This is a genomic window from Sphingobium sp. RS1, assembly GCF_056156825.1.
In genome coordinates, this window is record NZ_JBLZXE010000002.1 from 3,540,298 (window position 1) to 3,558,522 (window position 18,225).

Here is an 18,225-nt window from a genome sequence, read left to right on the forward strand (position 1 = left end):
CTCACTTCCCCCCGACCGGAACTTCGGTCACGTTGGTGCCGCGAGCCACGCGGATCACCGGGCCCTTGAAGGCGACGGTGCCCATCGGTGCGCCATTGGCGGCGACCATCGGGGGCATGGATGCTTCGGCCTTGGCCGGGACCGAGCTGCGCTGGTAGCGCGAAACGTCAGCACCGGTCGAATAGGTGGAGCCGCGATCGACCGGACGGGCGGCCAGCTTCGCGATGATCGCCTTTTCGGCGTTCGGGTTGGCATTGCCGGGCAGGTCGACATCGGTGCCCGCGATCGCCGCATCCAGATCCGACGCATTGTCGGCGATGGAGCGAAGCGACATGGAAAGCGACCCGATGGTCTGCGACACCGCGATCTTCTCGGCGATTTTGGGCGTCACTTCCAGCGTAACGTTGGAATAGGTGCGAACCTCCGGCTTGCCGTCCGCGCCCATCGCATCCATGCGCTGATCGGTGGCGAGCACGCGCAGGTTGCGCAGAATGGTTTCGGATACCTTGAGCGGATCGCCGTCGCCGCCGCCATTGACGCTCTGCGTCAGGACGAGGTCGATGCGGTCGCCGGGGAAGACGAAGCCCGCGACCGAGCTTTGCGCCGACACCGGCACCGTCACGGCGCGCATGCCCGGACCAAGCGCCGCCGCCAGGAAGCCACGATCACCGGGCTTCACGATGGCACCCTGGGTCATCGGCTGTCCGGCGGTGATGGCGGTGCGCACGACGCTGCCGGCCAGCTTGGCGGGATCGGCCTGACCCTTGAGATAATAGGCCTGCTCGATCAGATCCTTGGGCCACGGCTGAAAGCGGAAGCTTTCCGCGTCCAGGATAGTGCCCACGGGCAGCGCCTTGGTCGCGACCAGCACATGCGGCTGGTCCGCTTCGTTCGGCATGGCCGCGGCATTGACCTGCGGCGTGCTCGACGAACTCAACATGCTGCGCGCAAGCAAGGCTGTAGTGACCGCTATGATAAGCGCCCCCACCAGCAGCACGATCTTCTTAGCATCCATGACGAAATTCGCCTCCCTCAAATGGGTGCACTGCCCCCAGTGCCCCACTCATCACGCAAAATGGTTAAGATATCGTTCGCCAAGCAACCAAAGGGCTGAGATGGAGATGGCGACGCCATAAGGTATTTCGGGTTGCCCCGATTTCTTGTTCATCCGGTGGTGTATGACCGTGACGATGGTGACCAGCCCGCCCAGCACCGCCATCAGGACGATCAGGGACAGCACGGCCTGCCACGGGAACCATAGCGCCAGCGCGCCGAGCAGCTTGACGTCGCCGCCGCCCATCATCCCGGCCGCGAACAGGGCGGCGAACAGGATGAAGACGATGGCGCCGACCAGCAGCTGTACCGCCATGCCGGGCCAGACCTCCAGCCCGCAGGCCAGCCACCACAAGGGGGCGAGCGCCGCGACAGCCAGATTGAGCCGGTTGGAAATGATGCGGGAGCGCAAATCCGTAATCGCCGCTGCAATCAGCAGCGCGCCCAATGCGCCAATCAGCGCCAGCTGGAAAAAATCCCCCGTCATGGGGCCTAAGCCCTAGACCATATGGCTTACCAAAGCGTAACCATGGCGGCGATGGATTCACCTGACTTCCCCGTAGCGACGTTCGACCGGCGCGCCTGGCCGATGGGCGGGCGGCTGGACTATTGGTCTGCGCCCGATGGCTGGCCGATCCGCCGCTACCGGCTGGGGTCGGGGTCACGCGGCCGCATGCTGGTGCTGGGCGGGCGCGGCGACATGATCGAAAAATATCTGGAGGTGATCCATCATTGGGCGTCGCGGGGGTGGGCCGTCACCAGCTTCGACTGGCGCGGACAGGGGGGATCGGGTCGGCTGACCGACGATCCGCTCTGCGGCCATATCGACGACTTTGCCGACTGGATTGCCGATCTCAATGCGCTCGTCGCCGACTGGCGGGCGGAGGGGGAGGGGCCGACCGCGATGGTCGCGCACTCCATGGGCGGACATATGCTGGTCCGGGCACTGGCGGAAGGGATGACCCCGCCGGATGCCGCTGCCGTGGTGGCGCCAATGCTGGGCGTTCATACTGCGCCGCTGCCGCGCTGGCTGGCGGTGACGGTCGCCCGGACGATGATCCGCACCGGTCATGGCAAGCAACGCGCCTGGACACAGAAGGAACAGTCCGAACGGCAGCGACGGATGCGGCAGAAGCGGCTGACCCATGATCCCGATCGCTATGCCGACGAAATCTGGTGGCGCGATCATAGCCGGGAGATTGCGCTGGGGCCGCCCAGCTGGACCTGGGTGTTGCAGGCGCTGGAATCGACCAGGGCGCTGGAGCGGTCGGAGGCGGTTGCGCGGATATCCACGCCGATGCTGATCCTGGCGACGAAGGCCGATCAACTGGTATCCACGCCGGCCATCCGCCGGGTTGCGGCGCGCATTGCGATGGCGCGCCTGCATGTCTATGGGCGGGAAGCCGCGCATGAAATCTTGCGCGAACTGGACCCGGTCCGGCTCGACGCGCTGGCCCGGATCGACGCTTTCCTGGACGAGACGGCACGGTGAATCATCCCGATATCGTGATTGTGGGCGGCGGCATGGCCGGCGCCAGCCTCGGCGCGCACCTGGCCGCCCATGCCCGCGTGCTGATATTGGAGATGGAGGATCGCGCGGGCTATCACGCCACCGGCCGCTCGGTCGCCTTCTGGGAGGAAAGCTATGGCGGGCCGCTGGTCCAGCCGTTGACCAGTGCGTCGGGCTTTTATCTGTCTGCTCCCGATCCCGATTTCCATGATGGCAGTTTCCTGTCGCCACGACGCGCCCTGCATGTCGGCCGGGCGGAAGATGCGCCATGGCGTGATGCGCTGCTGACCCAGTTTGCCGGCAAGGTCGATCTGCGCGCTGTCGATCCCGCGCCGTTGCTGCCCGGATTGCGGCCGGACTGGACGATCGGCGTGCTGGAGAAAAGCTGTCAGGATATCGACGTTGCCGCGCTGCATCAGGCAAATCTGCGTCGTTTTCGCCAGAGGGGCGGGGAGATCAGACTGGCGACGCGGTTGACCGCTGCCCGTTCTGAAGACGGCGGCTGGCAGGTCGATATCGGAGCGGAGCGCCTGTCCTGCGGCCTGCTGGTCAATGCGGCCGGCGCCTGGGCGGACCCGGTCGCGCAGGCCTGCGGCGTACGGCCGATCGGCATTACGCCGCTGCGCCGGACGGTGGTGCAATTGCATATTCCCGGCCTGTCATCGCCTGACCTGCCGCGCCTGATGGACCTGCGATCGCGCTTCTATTTCAAGCCGGAGGGGCGCGACCGGGTCTGGCTGACCCCGCATGACGAAGTGCCGTCGCCCCCCTGCGACGCCGCGCCGGAGGAGTTGGCGGTGGCGCAGGCGATCGCCCTGTTTCAGGAGGCGGTCGACTGGCCGATCGCGGCGGTCGAGCATAAATGGGCGGGCCTGCGCAGCTTTGCGTCGGATCGCGCGCCGGTCTACGGCTTCGATCCCGATCATCCGGGCTTCTTCTGGTTCGTGGGGCAGGGTGGTTTCGGCATCCAGACATCGCCCGCCGCGGCGCTGCTGGCGGCGTCTCTCATCACCGGGAACGCGCCGCCTCCCACCATTGCCAGGATCGATTCGCGCCCCTATTCTCCGACTCGGTTTCGCTGACGCAACGAGTCTGGAGTCATCCCATGGCGCACAAGTTCGTGATCGAGAAGAACAAGGCTGGCGAGTTTGTCGCCAAGTTCAAATATAATAGCGAAGTGATCTTCTGGACCGAAGGCTATGCCAGCAAGGCCGGCGCGAAGAATGCGATCGAATCGGTGTTGAAGAACGGTCCTGGCGCCCCGGTCGAAGAGGCCGATTAAGCTACATCCGCATCGCGCGGCGGCTGGCCAGCCCCATCATCGCGAATCCGGCGAGCGACGCGGCGATATTCGCCATCGCCGCGCCCTTCGTGCCGTAGAGCGGCAGCAGCGCCGACTGCAGGCCCAGCAGCAGCAGGGTCGAAACAAAGGTGATGCGCAGCGACAGGCCAGCCCGGTCGGTCGCCATCAGCAGCGGGCGATAGCTGACGCCGATGAGGTCGATGCACGCCGCGACTCCCAGCATCAGCAGCAGCGGATAGGCGGGGAGGAATTCTTTCCCGGCGATCAGCCCCAGCAGCGGATGGCCAATGGTCAGGATCAACGCGATGATGACCGCGCCTGCGACCAGCGCCAGCTTGTTGGTGCGGCGGAACAGCGCGCTCAGCGCTTCCTTGCCGTGGCTGCTGGTGCGCGACAGTTCGACGAAGATGCTGCGCGACAACAGGCTGGAAATCTTGGTCAGCGAATTGGCGAGCTGGTTGGCGAGGCGATAGAGGCCAGCACCGGTCGGCCCGACGAAGGCGCCGACGATCAGCACCGCGACTTGCTGGCCGATGGAGGACAGGCTGGTTTGCAGGTTGGTGGCGGTCAGAAAGCCGATGATGCCGGGATTTTCCGTCCGCGCGTCCAACGCCCGGCCTGCGCGCCAGCTGCCGATCCGTCCACGCCCGACCTTCAGCGCCAGTTGCCAGTAGCTCAAGGCGCAAAGCAGTTCGGCAAAGGCCCAGGCGATCAGGAAGCCGGTGATGTCGGGCATGATCGCCAGCGCCACGCCCGCGCCGATCATCCGCCCCACCGGGATCATCGTTTCGGCAAAGGCGGCCGAATCGAACCGGTCGAACAGGCGCAGCACGCCGGTCGGGCTGGACCGGATGGTAATCATCATCACCATGCAGAACAGCCAGACCTGCCAGCCCATATCCGGCCCGATTTCCAGCAGATTGCCCAGCAGCAGGATGATGGCGGCGGCGATCAGGCCGCCTGCCACCGCCGAACCAAGGTCGATCAGGATGCAGAAGCGCAGCACCCGGTTCAGCGCATCGCCATTCCCGCTCGCCAGATGCGGCTGGCCATAGCGCACGACGATCTGCCAGCTATCGAAGCTGACCAGCGTCTTGATGACATTGGCCGCGCTCAGCACCAGTGCGAAACGGCCGAAATCCTCCACCCCCAACGTCCGGGTGACGATGGCGAGATAAGCAAGGCTGAGCACCGCGCCCACGCCCTTGCCGCCCAGCAGCCAGCCGGTATTGGCCAGGATGCGGGCGAAACCGTCGCCAGCGACTCCCGATCCGCGCTTGAACATCGTGACTCCATAGGACCAACGGGGGGTGGGCAAGGCGGCCTTTAGGCGAGCGAAAGATGGAGTGCAAATGCCGCCTTTTTTTCGGCCAATTTGCCTTCTAAAGCGCGGGCATGACGATCAGCAAAGCCATCATCCTATCCGCCGGCCAGGGTTCGCGCCTGTTGCCGCTGACCCGCGACGTGCCCAAGTGCATGATCGATTTCAACGGCCGCAGCCTTATCAGCTGGCAGGTCGCGGCGCTGGTCGCCAATGGCGTGACCGACATCGTCGTCGTCACCGGCTTCCGCACCGAACGGGTCGAGGATCATGCGCTGCAACTCTATCGCGACACCGGCGCGCGCATCCGCACCGTCTTCAACCCCTTCTTCCAGGTCGCCGACAATCTTGGCACCTGCTGGATCGTGCGGGAGGAGATGGACCGCGACTTCATCATCCTGAACGGCGACACCATCATTTCAGACGAGATCGTCGCGAAACTGGTGAACGGCGCGCAGGATGCCATCACCGTCACCGTCGATATCAAGGCAGACGGCGAATATGATGATGACGATATGAAGGTGAACCGGGACGCCACCGGTCGCCTGCATCATATCGGCAAGCGGCTGCTGCCGCCCGATACCAATGCCGAATCGATCGGCATGCTGGCCTTCACCGGCGAAGGCCCGGCGATCTTCCGCAACCAGATCGAACAGATGATGCGCACGCCCGAAGGGGTCGAGCGCTGGTATCTGCGCGCCATCGACATCATCGCCAAGGGCAATCGCGTCGGCACCGTCTCGATCGACGGGCTGGACTGGCAGGAGGTCGATTTTCCGCAGGATGTCGAGGCCGCCAACGCCCTGACCGCGAAATGGACCGCCGAAGGACGCTACGCGAAATAGGGTCGTGCAGGCTTAACTTCGCACATTTCCCGCTGGTTGCGTAATTTCATGTCCTATTGCGGACTGATTGTTGCGAGGGGGCGATGATAGCAAGTCGCGCCGATGTAGGACAGCGTGCCCAGCCTTCCAGACGTCAAACTGTCGCGAAATAGCCCTTCAGCCAGTCACGCAAACTGTCCAACTCGTTGTCCAGCTTGACGGCCGTGCCCAGATCCGGCTGCCCCGGCCAGCCGGCGTCCGTCACCGTCACGCCGGCTGCGCTCCGCTCGCCCTCATAGCGGGGCAGGACGTGGAAATGAACATGCGGGTCGACCATCATCAGCATCAGATAATTGATCTTGCTGTAATCCACCGCGCTCGCCAGCGCCGCCTCGATCGCGGCGGTGACGGTCTTCAACTCCGCATGGGCCTCCGCCGGCAGGTCGCCGAACGCGGTCGCATCGCTCCTGGCCGCCAGCACCAGCGACCCCAAAGTCGGTTGGGCCGGGCGCAGCAGCACGACCCAGTGCGCGAACTCGGCGATCAGCGTCGCGGGATAGCCGAACTTTGCGATCGTGGCGTTCACAGCGCCGCTTCCGCTTCGTCCATCCAGCTGACGATCGGCTGGCCCGACCGCTTCACGGCGTAGGCCTGCGCCAGCCGCACCGCATGGACGACCAGCGATATGATGGTCCACCATGCCAGCGCGATCAGCCCGATATCCGGGCGGCCCGCCAGCAACGCGACGAACAGGATCACCATGTTCGGGTTGCGGCGCGCGGTGATGAGGCGGAACTGGCTGTCGAACGGGCGCCAGACATGGATGTCCATCTTGAAATCCTTCAGGAACATCCCCTCGATCAGCCGTTGCAGCACATAGCCGGCGATCACCGCGGTCATGATGAAAGTGAAGGTCGCGCCCGACAGGCCGAGGCCCCAATAGACAAGGCCGGTACCCCAGAAATACCACCAGAAGGGCGGGTGGACGAGGTCGACACCATGGTCGATCACATTGCCCCATTTGGACGAGGTGATGGTGCAGCGGGCCAGCTTCCCGTCCACCGTATCCAGCACCATGAAGATGAAGCCGCACAGGAATCCGGTCCAGAACAGCCCCTTGGCGAACAGGAAGGTCGCGACGAGGCAGAGGGTGACGCCGATCACCGACACCATGTTCGGCGTCATGCGCAACTGCGCGGCGATGCGGGTCAGGATCAGCGCCAGTTCGGGCCAGAGATATTTGGTCAGGACATCGGTGACGCCCTTATATGCGCCGAAATAGCTGCGCCGCTCAATCTCGCGTCGGGAGGCGGGGGTCAATTCCCGCACCATCGGCTGCTCCAGCTTGCGCAACTGGCGGTTGTAGAGCTTCCGCCCGTCCGACAGGTCGATGACATGGGGGGCGGTCAGCGGATCGCCGCCCTGCGCCACCTGTCCCACGATCGGCGTGCCGGCCCAGACGAACAAGGTGCCCGGCGTTTCCAGCACAAGGCGCAGCAGCAGCGGATCGAAGGCATAGGTCAGGTTGAACAGCAGTTCATGCCCTTGTGCCAATGCGCTGCCATTCTTCGCCGAACTTTCGGCCATGCGCCGGTTGCGCTCGGCATTGGACATGCCCCAGATCGGCGTCTGGTTCTCGCCGATCAGGCGGACCGGGCCGAGGGTGGTGGTGATGGTCTGGCTCATACGCCCTTCTTCGCGAAATTCAGGATCAGGTCCGCCTGCCGCACGGACGCGGGGACCGGGGACAGGTCGATGGACTGCTGCATAGCCGCTTCCTGAGCAGCAACGAAGCCGGGTTGCAAGTCGTTCGCGCGGTCGAGCGCTTGCGGAAGGGCGTCCGTGCGCTCGATCACCTGTCCCAGCTTCCAATGGGCAAAGGCATCCCCCGACGCATCGCGATGGTCGAGATTGAGGAAGATGCAGGGGCGGGGCTGGATCAGATATTCATAGACCTGGCTCGACACGTCGCCCAGATAGACATCTGCGCTCATCGTATAGCTCATGTCGATCGAATGGCGGCTGCCCATGTCGACGCGGATATGCCGGGCATGGCTGACGATCGGCGGCACTTTCCGGGCAAGTTTCGTGTGCGGGGCGATGATGACGTTCCAGCCGGTCAGCGACTCCAGCGCCGCCAGCATCGACGGGCCATGGTTGATCCAGGACGACAGGGCCGGATCGAAATGGGGATTGTAGAGTAGCACCGGCTTGTCGTCGGCGAAGAAGCGCTGGCGATCCGCCTTCAGCTCGAATTTGGGATAGCCGCCGACCGCGACCGTCTGTTCGGTGCAAAGACCCCGGTCGATCATGCGGCGGCGATCCTTTTCGCCCGCGACCAGCGTCAGGTCGAAATCGCGATGGCGCTTCTTGTAGCCGCCCTCGCGGTCGCCCGCGCCATGTTTGATGAGGATGAGGCGGGACCGGAAACCGGGCACGCGGCGCAGCCAGGCGCTGCTGATCTCGGTCGTTACCAAAGCCGGGAAACGGGCGATAGTCGCATAGTTGAGCAGCAGGGTCGCGAGGCGCGAGGGCTGGCGGAAGAGCGAGTCGGGGCGCGAGGGCGGGCGGCGCAACCGGATGCGATGCAGGCTGCCGGTCGGATCATAGCTTTCGACCAGCGCCAATATCTGATCCGAAGGCGACAATATGCTGACTCGCACGTCGGGCCGGCGCGCCAGTTCCAGCGCGGCGGGTAGCCAGTGATAAAGCTGCTGCGCTTCGGCAATGGCGAGAAAGGCAATGTCGGTCGGCAAAGGCGGCGGTTCCTGCGAATAAACGCTCTACATTCAGTCCGTCATTGCGAGCGTAGCGAAGCAATCCATATGAGCGCCACTATGGATTGCTTCGCTACGCTCGCAATGACGATCAATGCGAAATCGCGCCGCCCTAACGTGGCTGGCCGGAGACGCAAGAAGCGGCATCAATAATTGCAAGCCATTTGCAACAAGGGCTTGGGGGCAAATTCATGGTCCTCAGTGCTGGACCTTTGCGGATTTTTCGTTATGCGGACCCCCAACTGAAAGACATCGACGAAGAGGCTCGACGAGCGATGGCCGAATTTGCGTTGCCCAAGAACAGCAAGATCAACGGCAAGGGCGTAACCCATCCCGCGCCCGCCGGCGCAACCAATGTGCGCAGCTTCAAGGTCTATCGCTACGATCCCGACTCCGGTCAGAACCCGCGCTACGACACGTTCGAGATCGACCTCGACCAGTGCGGCCCGATGGTTCTGGACGCGCTGCTGAAGATCAAGAATGAATATGATCCGACGCTGACCTTCCGCCGCTCCTGCCGCGAAGGCATTTGCGGGTCGTGCTCGATGAACATGAACGGCCGCAATGGCCTGGCCTGCACCACCGCGATCGACGAATGCGCCGGCAAGGATGTGAAGATCACGCCGCTGCCGCACATGGACGTCATCAAGGATCTGGTGCCGGACTTCACCCATTTCTACGCCCAGTATAACTCGATCCAGCCGTGGCTGAAGACCGTGTCGCCGCCGCCGTCGGGCAAGGAGCGACTCCAGTCGCCCGCCGACCGCGAAAAGCTGGACGGCCTGTATGAGTGCATCCTGTGCGCCTGCTGCTCGACCAGTTGCCCGTCCTACTGGTGGAACAGCGACAAGTTCCTGGGCCCGGCGATCCTGCTCCAGGCCTATCGCTGGCTGGCGGACAGCCGCGACGAATATACCGGCGAGCGTCTGGACGATCTGGAAGATCCGTTCCGCCTGTACCGCTGCCACACCATCATGAACTGCGCGAATGTCTGCCCCAAGGGCCTGAGCCCCGCCAAGGCGATCGCCGAAACCAAGAAGATGATGGTCGAACGGCAGCTGTAAGTTGGCGAGTGACGGCATAGCCGGCGGCGTTGCGCTGACCGAAGGGAAATGGGCGGGCTGGGCTGCATGGTCCGACCCGCATTCCGACACCTTCCTGCAAGCGATCGGTCGTGGCTATATGCGGGGCGAAAGCGCGACGAAGGCGCTGGTGGGGCTGGAAACGCGCTCCAGCCATCGCAACCGACTCGATACGCTGCATGGTGGATTTCTGGCCGCCTTTGCCGACCATGCCTTTTTCGGCGGGCTGTGGGCGATGGGTCATAAGGATCAGGTCAATGGCGTGACCATCGACCTTTCCATGCAATATCTTGGTTCCGGCAAGGTCGGGCCAGACTTGTTCGCTGAAGTTGAGGTGTTGCGCGAAACCGGGCGCCTATTCTTCCTGCGCATGCTGATTACCCAGAATGGCGAGCCGGTCGCGGCCTCCACCGCGACCGTGCGCAAGCCATCGCGCCCCAGATGACCAGCGTCATCGCCCGCTACGACGCGCTGGTGCAGGCCGGCGAATTGCGGCCTGACCCGGACCAGCGCGCAGCGGCGGAACGACTCGACCGGTTGCAGCAGGAACTGGAAGCGGCGCCGGCGCGCGGGTCGACGCTGTGGAAACTGCTGCGCAAGCCGCCCGAGCCGCCGCGCGGCCTTTATATGTGGGGCGGGGTAGGGCGCGGCAAGTCGATGCTGATGGACCTGTTCTTCGACACGGTCCATGTCCAGCGCAAGAAGCGCGCGCATTTTCATGAATTCATGCTCGATGTGCATGCGCGCCTTGCCGAAGCGCGCAAGTCGGAGACGGGCGATCCGATCCCGCCGGTGGTCGAGTCGCTGGCCGACGAAGCGCGGCTGCTCTGTTTCGACGAGATGGTCGTCAACAATATGGCCGACGCGGCGATCATGTCGCGCCTGTTCACGGGGCTGCTGGAAAAGCGGGTGACGATCGTCACCACCTCCAACCGCGAGCCGGACGAACTCTACAAGAATGGCCTCAACCGCCAGCTCTTCCTGCCCTTCATCGACCTCATCAAGGCGAAGCTGGACGTGATGACGCTGAACGGGCCGGTGGATTATCGCCGCGATCGTCTGGGCGACGCGACACTGTGGCATTGTCCCAATGGGCCGGCCGCCACGAAGGCTCTGTCCGAAGCCTTTTTCCGCCTGACCGACTTTTCGGTCGAGGACCGGTCCAAGGTGCCGTCGGAAGAGATTGTCGTGCAGGGCGGGCGCACCATGCATGTGCCCAAGAGCCTGAAGGGCGTTGCCGTCTTCTCCTTCAAGCGGCTCTGCGTCGAGGCGCGGGGCGCGCCGGACTATCTGGCGATCGCGCGCAAATATCATACCGTCATCATCGTCGGCATTCCCGTGCTGGGGCCGGAGAAGCGCAATGAGGCGGCGCGCTTCGTCACGCTGATCGACTCGCTCTACGAATATAAAGTGAAGCTGCTGGCGTCGGCCGATGCGGAGCCGATGCGACTCTATCCCGAGGGCGATGGCGCCTTCGAATTTGAACGGACCGTGTCGCGGCTGATGGAAATGCAGTCGGACGACTATCTCGCGCTAGGCCACGGCCCGAAATAGGTTCGCAGGACGCTCGCTCCTGCCATTGCACGCATGAATCGGTTCATCGCCGGGCAGAATCCGCCCGTCTGATGGCGTGCGCGCCGTTCATGAAGACGCAATCTTATCAAGGGAAAAACAGGTCGGGTGTCATCGATCACGACGACACCCGACAGGATACCTCTGCAGGGAAGGCTGAGGACCAGGGTAGAAGCCCTCAGCGACAGGGTGTGAATCGGTCTTAATGCAATTGCGAACGAATTGCAAAGATAATTTGCCTCTGGCGGATTTCGGCGGTTGAAACCCCTGTTCGAAGGGCGTAGGCGGACCAGCAATTCCAGTAGTTCAAGACTTGGAGGATGATTGCATATGGCCCGTAACAAGATCGCGCTCATCGGCGCAGGCAATATCGGCGGCACGCTGGCGCATCTCGCGGCGCTCAAGGGTCTGGGCGATATCGTCTTGTTCGACGTCGTAGAGGGCGTGCCGCAGGGCAAGGCGCTCGATCTGTCGCAGTGCGCATCGGTAGAAGGGTTCGACGCGAAGATCACCGGCTCGAACGATTATGCCGACATTGCGGGCGCGGACGTCATCATCGTCACCGCTGGCGTGGCGCGCAAGCCGGGCATGAGCCGCGACGACCTGCTGGGCATCAACCTCAAGGTCATGAAGGCCGTGGGTGAGGGCATCGCCGCCAACGCGCCCGACGCCTTCGTCATCTGCATCACCAACCCGCTCGACGCGATGGTGTGGGCGCTGCGCGAATTTTCGGGTCTGCCCCACAACAAGGTCGTCGGCATGGCCGGCGTGCTGGACAGTTCGCGCTTCAACCACTTCCTCGCCGAAGAATTCGACGTCTCGGCCAAGGACGTCACCAGCTTCGTTCTGGGCGGCCATGGCGACACGATGGTGCCGGTCATCGAATATTCGACCGTCGCCGGCATCCCCGTTCCCGACCTGATCAAGCAGGGCCGTTCGACGCAGGAGCGCATCGACGCCATCGTCAAGCGCACCCGTTCGGGCGGCGGCGAGATCGTAGCCCTGCTCAAGACCGGTTCGGCCTTCTATGCGCCCGCCACCAGCGCGATCGCCATGGCTGAAGCCTATCTGGGCGACAAGAAGCGCCTGCTGCCCTGCGCCGCGAACCTGACCGGCCAGTATGGCGTCGACAATCTCTATGTCGGCGTGCCGGTCATCATCGGCAAGGACGGCGTCGAGCAGGTCATCGAGATCGAGCTGAACGACGAAGCCAAGGCGAACCTTCAGGTGTCGGTCGACGCCGTGAAGGAATTGCTGGAAGCGTGCAAGGGCATCGATCCCTCGCTCGCCTGAGCCGACAAGCTTGCACCGGTTCGTCCCAGGTAAGTGCGCAGCCTGGGACGGGCCGCTTTTAGACCCCAAGTGCCACTTCCACAGAAGATAGAGGGACACGCATGTCCATTCTGGTGAACAAGAACACCAAGGTCATCACCCAGGGTATGACCGGTGCCACCGGCACCTTCCACACCGAACAGGCTCTGGCCTACGGCACCCAGATGGTTGCCGGCGTGACCCCCGGAAAGGGCGGCACGACCCATATCGGCCTGCCCATGTATGACACCGTTGCGGAAGCCAAGTCGAAGACCGGTGCTGACGCTTCGGTCATCTACGTGCCGCCGCCATTCGCGGCCGACTCGATCCTGGAAGCGATCGACGCCGAAATCCCGCTGATCGTCGCGATCACCGAAGGCATCCCCGTCCTTGACATGGTCCGCGTGAAGCGCGCTTTGTCGGGTTCGAAGTCGCGCCTGATCGGCCCGAACTGCCCCGGCGTCCTGACCCCCGGCGAGTGCAAGATCGGCATCATGCCCGGTTCGATCTTCTCCAAGGGTTCGGTCGGCGTCGTGTCGCGTTCCGGCACCCTGACCTATGAAGCCGTGTTCCAGACCACCAATGCGGGCCTGGGCCAGACCACGGCCGTCGGCATCGGCGGCGATCCGGTCAACGGCACCAACTTCATCGACGTGCTGGAACTGTTCCTGGCCGACGACGCAACCGAATCGATCATCATGATCGGTGAAATCGGCGGCGACGCGGAAGAGCAGGCCGCCCAGTTCCTGATCGACGAGGCCAAGAAGGGCCGCAAGAAGCCGATGGCCGGCTTCATTGCGGGGCGTACCGCCCCTCCGGGCCGTCGCATGGGCCATGCCGGCGCGATCGTGTCGGGCGGCAAGGGCGACGCCGAAAGCAAGATCGCGGCGATGGAAGCTGCCGGCATCAAGGTCGCTGCCAGCCCGTCCGAGCTGGGTTCGACGCTGGTCGAAGTGCTGAAGGGCTAATCAGCCCCTATATACAGGCGGCCGGGCTGCACCCCGGCCGCTATTTTCCCGCTCCGCGACTGCACGCGGCTGGGATGGGACTAGGGTAATGGGTTACGAGAACCAGGAATTCGAGATAGAGCGAGGCCCAAGCTGGGCGCGCGACAACTGGCCGCTGAGCGATACCGACGATCTGACCGGGGCGATGGACCCCACCCAGATGCAGGTCGCCGTGAAGGCCGCCGCCAAGGCCGTGGGCAAGCCCGTGTCGGACGCCGACGCCGTCGCTGCCGCTGACGACGCCATCCGCGCGCAGATGCTGATCCGCACCTATCGGGTGCGTGGCCATCTGGCCGCCAATCTCGATCCGCTGGGTCTTTCCAAGCGTGATCTGCCGGCTGACCTGACGCCGGAATATCACGGCCTGACCGATCCCGCCAAGAAGGTCTATCTGGGCGGCACGCTGGGCCTGCAATATGCGACTGTGGCTGAGATCGTCGCGATCCTGCGCGCCAATTATTGCGGCAATGTCGGCCTTGAATATATGCACATCGCCGACGTGGCGGAGCGCAAGTTCCTGCAGGACCGGCTGGAAGGCAAGGACAAGGAAATCCACTTCACGCCCGAGGGCAAGAAGGCGATCCTGGCCAAGGTCATCCAGGGCGAGCAGTATGAGAAGTTCCTGGGCCGCAAATATGTCGGCACCAAGCGCTTCGGCCTCGATGGTGGCGAGTCCATGATTCCCGCGCTGGAAGCGGTCATCAAATATGGTGGCCAGTCCGGCGTGCGCGAAATCGTGTTCGGCATGGCCCATCGTGGCCGCCTCAATGTCCTCGCCAATGTGATGGCCAAGGGCTTCCGCGTCATCTTCCACGAATTTTCGGGCGGCACCGCCAATCCCGAAGATGTCGGCGGTTCGGGCGACGTGAAATATCACCTCGGCACCTCGACCGACCGTGAGTTCGACGGCATCAAGGTCCACATGTCGCTGGTCCCCAACCCGTCGCACCTCGAAACAGTCGATCCGGTGGTGCTGGGCAAGGTCCGCGCGCAGCAGACCTTCCGTGACGACCTTGGCAAGCATGAGCAGGTCCTGCCGGTGCTGATCCATGGTGACGCGGCGTTCGCGGGTCAGGGCATCGTGTGGGAGTGCCTCGGCTTCTCGGGCGTGCCCGGCTATAATACCGGCGGTTGCGTCCACTTCATCATCAACAACCAGATCGGCTTCACCACCAGCCCGCAATTCTCGCGCGGATCGCCCTATCCGTCGGACGTGGCGAAGGGTGTCCAGGCGCCGATCCTGCACGTCAATGGCGACGATCCCGAAGCCGTGACCTTCGCGACGAAGCTGGCGATGGAATATCGCCAGACCTTCCATCGCGACGTCGTGGTCGACATGTGGTGCTATCGCCGCTTCGGCCATAATGAAGGCGACGAGCCGGGCTTCACGCAGCCGCTGATGTACAAGGAAATCCGCCAGCATCCGCCGGTCAGCGACGTCTATTCGGCGCGGCTGAAGAATGAAGGCGTGGTGGACGACGACTATGTCACCAAGGTGACGGGCGATTTCGTCAATCATCTGGAAGACGAGTTCGAGGCGGCCAAGAGCTACAAGTCGAACAAGGCGGACTGGTTTGCCGGTCGCTGGTCGGGGCTGCACAAGCCGGCCGACGCTGAAACGTCGCGCCAGAGCGTCGAATCCGCGATCAGCAACAAGCTGTTCGATGGCCTTGGCAAGACCCTGACGACCGTTCCGGAAGGCCATAATGTCCACAAGACGCTCAAGCGCGTGCTGGATGCCAAGGCCGAGATGTTCAAGACCGGCGAGAATTTCGACTGGGCGACCGGTGAGGCGCTGGCCTTCGGTTCGCTGCTGTCGGAAGGCTATGGCGTGCGCCTGTCGGGTCAGGACTCGGGTCGCGGCACGTTCAGCCAGCGTCATGCGGTGTGGACCGATCAGGACAGCGAAAAGAAATATATCCCGCTTTCGACCGTCCCGCATGGCCGGTTCGAGGTGCTGGATTCGCCGCTGTCCGAATATGGCGTGCTGGGCTTCGAATATGGTTTCGCCCTGGCGGACCCGAAGAGCCTGGTCATCTGGGAAGCGCAGTTCGGCGATTTCGCCAACGGCGCGCAGATCATCTTCGACCAGTATATCGCCTCGTCGGAAACTAAGTGGCTGCGCTCCAACGGTCTCGTCTGCCTGTTGCCGCACGGCTATGAAGGGCAGGGTCCGGAACATAGCTCGGCCCGTCTGGAACGTTACCTTCAGCTCTGCGCCGAAGGGAATATCCAGGTCGCAAACATCACGACCCCGGCCAATTATTTCCACGCGCTGCGTCGCCAGATGCTGCGGCCCTTCCGCAAGCCGCTCATCATCATGGCGCCCAAGTCGCTGCTGCGGCACAAGGGCGCGGTCAGCAAGGCCGAGGACTTCCTGGGCGAAACGCACTTCAAGCGCATTCTGTCCGATCCGAACGGTTCGGCCGACAAGGATACCAAGCGCCTGATCCTGTGTTCCGGCAAGGTCTTCTACGACCTGATGGAAGCCCGCGACCAGCATGGCGACACGGATGTGCAGATCGTTCGCATCGAACAGATCTACCCGTTCGCGACCGATGCCCTGGCCAAGCGCATCGAGCGCATGACCAATCTGGAAGAGGTCGTCTGGTGTCAGGAAGAACCGCGCAACAACGGCGCATGGTTCTTCGTTGAACCCTATATCGAGGAAGCGCTGGCCAATGCCGGCAAGGCGCCGATGCGCGCCCGCTATGCCGGTCGCAAGGCGTCCGCTTCGCCCGCCACGGGCCTGGCGTCGCGCCATGTGTCCGAACAGGGCGCCCTCGTCGCCGATGCGCTGGGTCACAGCGTTCGTGAAGAAATCCGTCGCCAGAAGAAAGGCTGATCAAGCTCATGGCTACCGAAGTTAAAGTCCCTACCCTGGGCGAATCCGTTACCGAAGCAACCGTGGGCCAGTGGCTCAAGAAGCCCGGTGAAGCCGTCAAGGTCGACGAGCCCATCGTCAGCCTGGAAACCGACAAGGTCGCGGTCGACGTGCCTTCGACGGTTGCCGGTGTCATGGGCGACATCATCGCCAAGGAAGGCGACACGGTCGAAGTCGGCGCGCTGCTGGCTTATGTGAACGAAGGCGGTTCGGCCGCTGCGGCGCCTGCGCCCGCTGCTGCCGCACCCGCCGCCAAGGCGGAAGCCGCCGCCCCGGCCCCGGCCGCGTCGGCGCCTGCCGCTTCGGACGACGAAGAAGGCGGCAACCTGACCCTGTCGCCGGCGGTTCGCCGTCTGGTGCTGGAACATGGCCTTGACCCCAGCAAGATCAAGGGCACCGGCAAGGACGGCCGCCTGACCAAGGACGACGTCACCGCCGCCGCCGCCGCTGGCACGGCCAAGGCTGCTGCCGGTGCCGCCGCCGCTGCGCCTGCCGCCGACGCGCCGGCCGGCGCTTCGGTTTCTGGCCCAAGCCGCAAGCAGGAACGCGTCAAGATGACCCGCCTGCGCCAGACCGTCGCCAAGCGTCTGAAGGAAGCGCAGAACAATGCCGCGCTCCTGACCACGTACAACGACGTTGACATGACCAACGTCATCGAGGCGCGCGCCAAGTATAAGGACCTGTTCGAGAAGAAGCATGGCGTCCGTCTGGGCTTCATGGGCTTCTTCACCAAGGCCGTCTGCATGGCGCTGCGCGACATTCCGGGCGTCAATGCGCAGATCGAAGGCGACGAGATCGTCTATAACGATTTCGCCGACATCTCGGTCGCCGTCTCGGCCCCGACCGGCCTGGTCGTTCCGGTCATCCGCAATGCGGAATCGCTGAGCGTCGCCGACATCGAAAAGACCATCGGCGGCTTCGGCAAGAAGGCCAAGGAAGGCAAGCTGACGATGGAAGATATGAAGGGCGGCACCTTCACCATCTCCAATGGCGGCGTATTCGGCTCGCTGCTGTCCAGCCCGATCATCAACCCTCCCCAGTCGGCGGTTCTGGGCCTGCACCGCATTGAGGACCGTCCGGTCGTGCGCAATGGCGAAATCGTGATCCGTCCGATGATGTATCTGGCGCTCAGCTACGATCACCGCCTGATCGACGGTCGCGAAGCGGTCACCTTCCTCGTCGCGGTCAAGAACGCGATCGAAGATCCGACCCGTCTGCTGATCGACCTGTAAGGCGTATTTCCCAGTGTGCTCCTGCGAAAGCAGGAGCCCAGGGCGGAGAAGTGCAACGAAAGCGGGATATGTCTATCTGATGGCCAGCAGGCGCAACGGCACCCTCTATCTGGGTGTGACGAGTGACCTGGCCGCCAGGGCATATCAGCATCGCAACGCTCTGGTGGATGGCTTTACGAAGGACCATGGCTGCACCATGTTGGTCTGGTTCGAAGCATATGATGATCTGCAGGAAGCGCGACAACGCGAATTGCGGATGAAGAAATGGAAACGCGCCTGGAAGATCGAGTTGATCGAACGGGAAAATCCGCAATGGCGGGATTTGTTCGATACGCTGTTCTGACGACGC

The 18,225-nt window shown here is 63.5% G+C and carries 18 protein-coding genes; 12 read left to right on the forward strand and 6 right to left on the reverse strand.

What is annotated here, in order from left to right; translation table 11 throughout:
- Position 1: 1 nt before the first annotated feature.
- Both cpaB and ACNHGR_RS19090 read right to left on the reverse strand, forming a co-directional pair.
- Positions 2-1,015 (reverse strand): Flp pilus assembly protein CpaB, encoded by a 1,014-nt coding sequence (gene cpaB, locus ACNHGR_RS19085; protein WP_184270789.1) that lies wholly within the window; start codon positions 1,013-1,015, stop codon positions 2-4.
- A 51-nt stretch (positions 1,016-1,066) separates the two neighbouring features.
- Entirely contained in the window at positions 1,067-1,540 is a 474-nt protein-coding gene (locus ACNHGR_RS19090; RefSeq protein WP_475288065.1) for an A24 family peptidase, read from the reverse strand.
- Positions 1,541-1,582: 42 nt separating this feature from the next.
- Here ACNHGR_RS19090 and ACNHGR_RS19095 point away from each other — a divergent pair, with 42 nt between their 5' ends.
- The 3 genes from ACNHGR_RS19095 to ACNHGR_RS19105 are packed head-to-tail and all read left to right on the forward strand — an operon-like array spanning position 1,583 to position 3,845.
- Positions 1,583-2,545: an alpha/beta fold hydrolase gene (locus tag ACNHGR_RS19095; RefSeq protein ID WP_475288066.1), complete on the forward strand. Its 963-nt coding sequence runs from the start codon at positions 1,583-1,585 to the stop codon at positions 2,543-2,545.
- On the forward strand, positions 2,542-3,645 hold the full coding sequence (locus tag ACNHGR_RS19100) for an NAD(P)/FAD-dependent oxidoreductase (protein ID WP_475288068.1): 1,104 nt from the start codon (positions 2,542-2,544) through the stop codon (positions 3,643-3,645). Before ACNHGR_RS19095 ends, ACNHGR_RS19100 begins: the two co-directional genes overlap by 4 nt.
- 23 nt (positions 3,646-3,668) lie before the next feature.
- A complete protein-coding gene (locus tag ACNHGR_RS19105; RefSeq protein ID WP_184270800.1) occupies positions 3,669-3,845 on the forward strand; it encodes a DUF1508 domain-containing protein in 177 nt (58 codons plus the stop codon).
- Position 3,846: 1 nt separating this feature from the next.
- Here the strand turns inward: ACNHGR_RS19105 and ACNHGR_RS19110 are convergent, their stop codons facing one another.
- Positions 3,847-5,151, reverse strand: a complete 1,305-nt coding sequence (locus tag ACNHGR_RS19110; protein WP_184270803.1) for an oligosaccharide flippase family protein — start codon at positions 5,149-5,151, stop codon at positions 3,847-3,849.
- A gap of 110 nt (positions 5,152-5,261) precedes the next feature.
- Here ACNHGR_RS19110 and ACNHGR_RS19115 point away from each other — a divergent pair, with 110 nt between their 5' ends.
- The gene (locus ACNHGR_RS19115) at positions 5,262-6,032 is read left to right on the forward strand and encodes a phosphocholine cytidylyltransferase family protein (RefSeq protein WP_475288069.1); all 771 of its coding nucleotides are present in this window, start codon (positions 5,262-5,264) and stop codon (positions 6,030-6,032) included.
- A gap of 133 nt (positions 6,033-6,165) precedes the next feature.
- Here ACNHGR_RS19115 and ACNHGR_RS19120 read toward each other — a convergent pair whose 3' ends face one another.
- From ACNHGR_RS19120 to ACNHGR_RS19130, 3 genes are read right to left on the reverse strand one after another with little or no spacing between them, the layout of a single operon-like run.
- The gene (locus ACNHGR_RS19120; protein ID WP_475288070.1) at positions 6,166-6,597 is read right to left on the reverse strand and encodes an HIT domain-containing protein; all 432 of its coding nucleotides are present in this window, start codon (positions 6,595-6,597) and stop codon (positions 6,166-6,168) included.
- On the reverse strand, positions 6,594-7,697 hold the full coding sequence (locus tag ACNHGR_RS19125) for a CDP-alcohol phosphatidyltransferase family protein (RefSeq protein WP_475288072.1): 1,104 nt from the start codon (positions 7,695-7,697) through the stop codon (positions 6,594-6,596). Before ACNHGR_RS19125 ends, ACNHGR_RS19120 begins: the two co-directional genes overlap by 4 nt.
- Complete coding sequence (locus tag ACNHGR_RS19130) at positions 7,694-8,767, reverse strand: glycosyl transferase (protein WP_475288073.1); 1,074 nt, start codon at positions 8,765-8,767, stop codon at positions 7,694-7,696. The genes ACNHGR_RS19125 and ACNHGR_RS19130 overlap by 4 nt, the downstream gene beginning before the upstream one ends.
- A gap of 296 nt (positions 8,768-9,063) precedes the next feature.
- Here ACNHGR_RS19130 and ACNHGR_RS19135 point away from each other — a divergent pair, with 296 nt between their 5' ends.
- From ACNHGR_RS19135 to ACNHGR_RS19170, 8 genes are all read left to right on the forward strand, one after another.
- Positions 9,064-9,852 (forward strand): succinate dehydrogenase iron-sulfur subunit, encoded by a 789-nt coding sequence (locus tag ACNHGR_RS19135; protein ID WP_184270822.1) that lies wholly within the window; start codon positions 9,064-9,066, stop codon positions 9,850-9,852.
- A 1-nt stretch (position 9,853) separates the two neighbouring features.
- Positions 9,854-10,315, forward strand: a complete 462-nt coding sequence (locus ACNHGR_RS19140) for a PaaI family thioesterase (protein ID WP_475288074.1) — start codon at positions 9,854-9,856, stop codon at positions 10,313-10,315.
- Positions 10,312-11,424: a cell division protein ZapE gene (zapE, locus tag ACNHGR_RS19145; protein ID WP_475288075.1), complete on the forward strand. Its 1,113-nt coding sequence runs from the start codon at positions 10,312-10,314 to the stop codon at positions 11,422-11,424. The genes ACNHGR_RS19140 and zapE overlap by 4 nt, the downstream gene beginning before the upstream one ends.
- A gap of 348 nt (positions 11,425-11,772) precedes the next feature.
- A complete protein-coding gene (gene mdh, locus ACNHGR_RS19150) occupies positions 11,773-12,735 on the forward strand; it encodes a malate dehydrogenase (protein WP_184270830.1) in 963 nt (320 codons plus the stop codon).
- Positions 12,736-12,836: 101 nt separating this feature from the next.
- A complete protein-coding gene (gene sucD, locus ACNHGR_RS19155) occupies positions 12,837-13,721 on the forward strand; it encodes a succinate--CoA ligase subunit alpha (protein WP_475288076.1) in 885 nt (294 codons plus the stop codon).
- Between the two features lie 88 nt (positions 13,722-13,809).
- On the forward strand, positions 13,810-16,605 hold the full coding sequence (locus tag ACNHGR_RS19160; RefSeq protein WP_475288078.1) for a 2-oxoglutarate dehydrogenase E1 component: 2,796 nt from the start codon (positions 13,810-13,812) through the stop codon (positions 16,603-16,605).
- Positions 16,606-16,613: 8 nt separating this feature from the next.
- Positions 16,614-17,876: a 2-oxoglutarate dehydrogenase complex dihydrolipoyllysine-residue succinyltransferase gene (odhB, locus tag ACNHGR_RS19165; RefSeq protein ID WP_184270842.1), complete on the forward strand. Its 1,263-nt coding sequence runs from the start codon at positions 16,614-16,616 to the stop codon at positions 17,874-17,876.
- A gap of 76 nt (positions 17,877-17,952) precedes the next feature.
- Complete coding sequence (locus ACNHGR_RS19170) at positions 17,953-18,219, forward strand: GIY-YIG nuclease family protein (RefSeq protein WP_475288481.1); 267 nt, start codon at positions 17,953-17,955, stop codon at positions 18,217-18,219.
- The last annotated feature ends 6 nt before the right edge of the window (positions 18,220-18,225 follow it).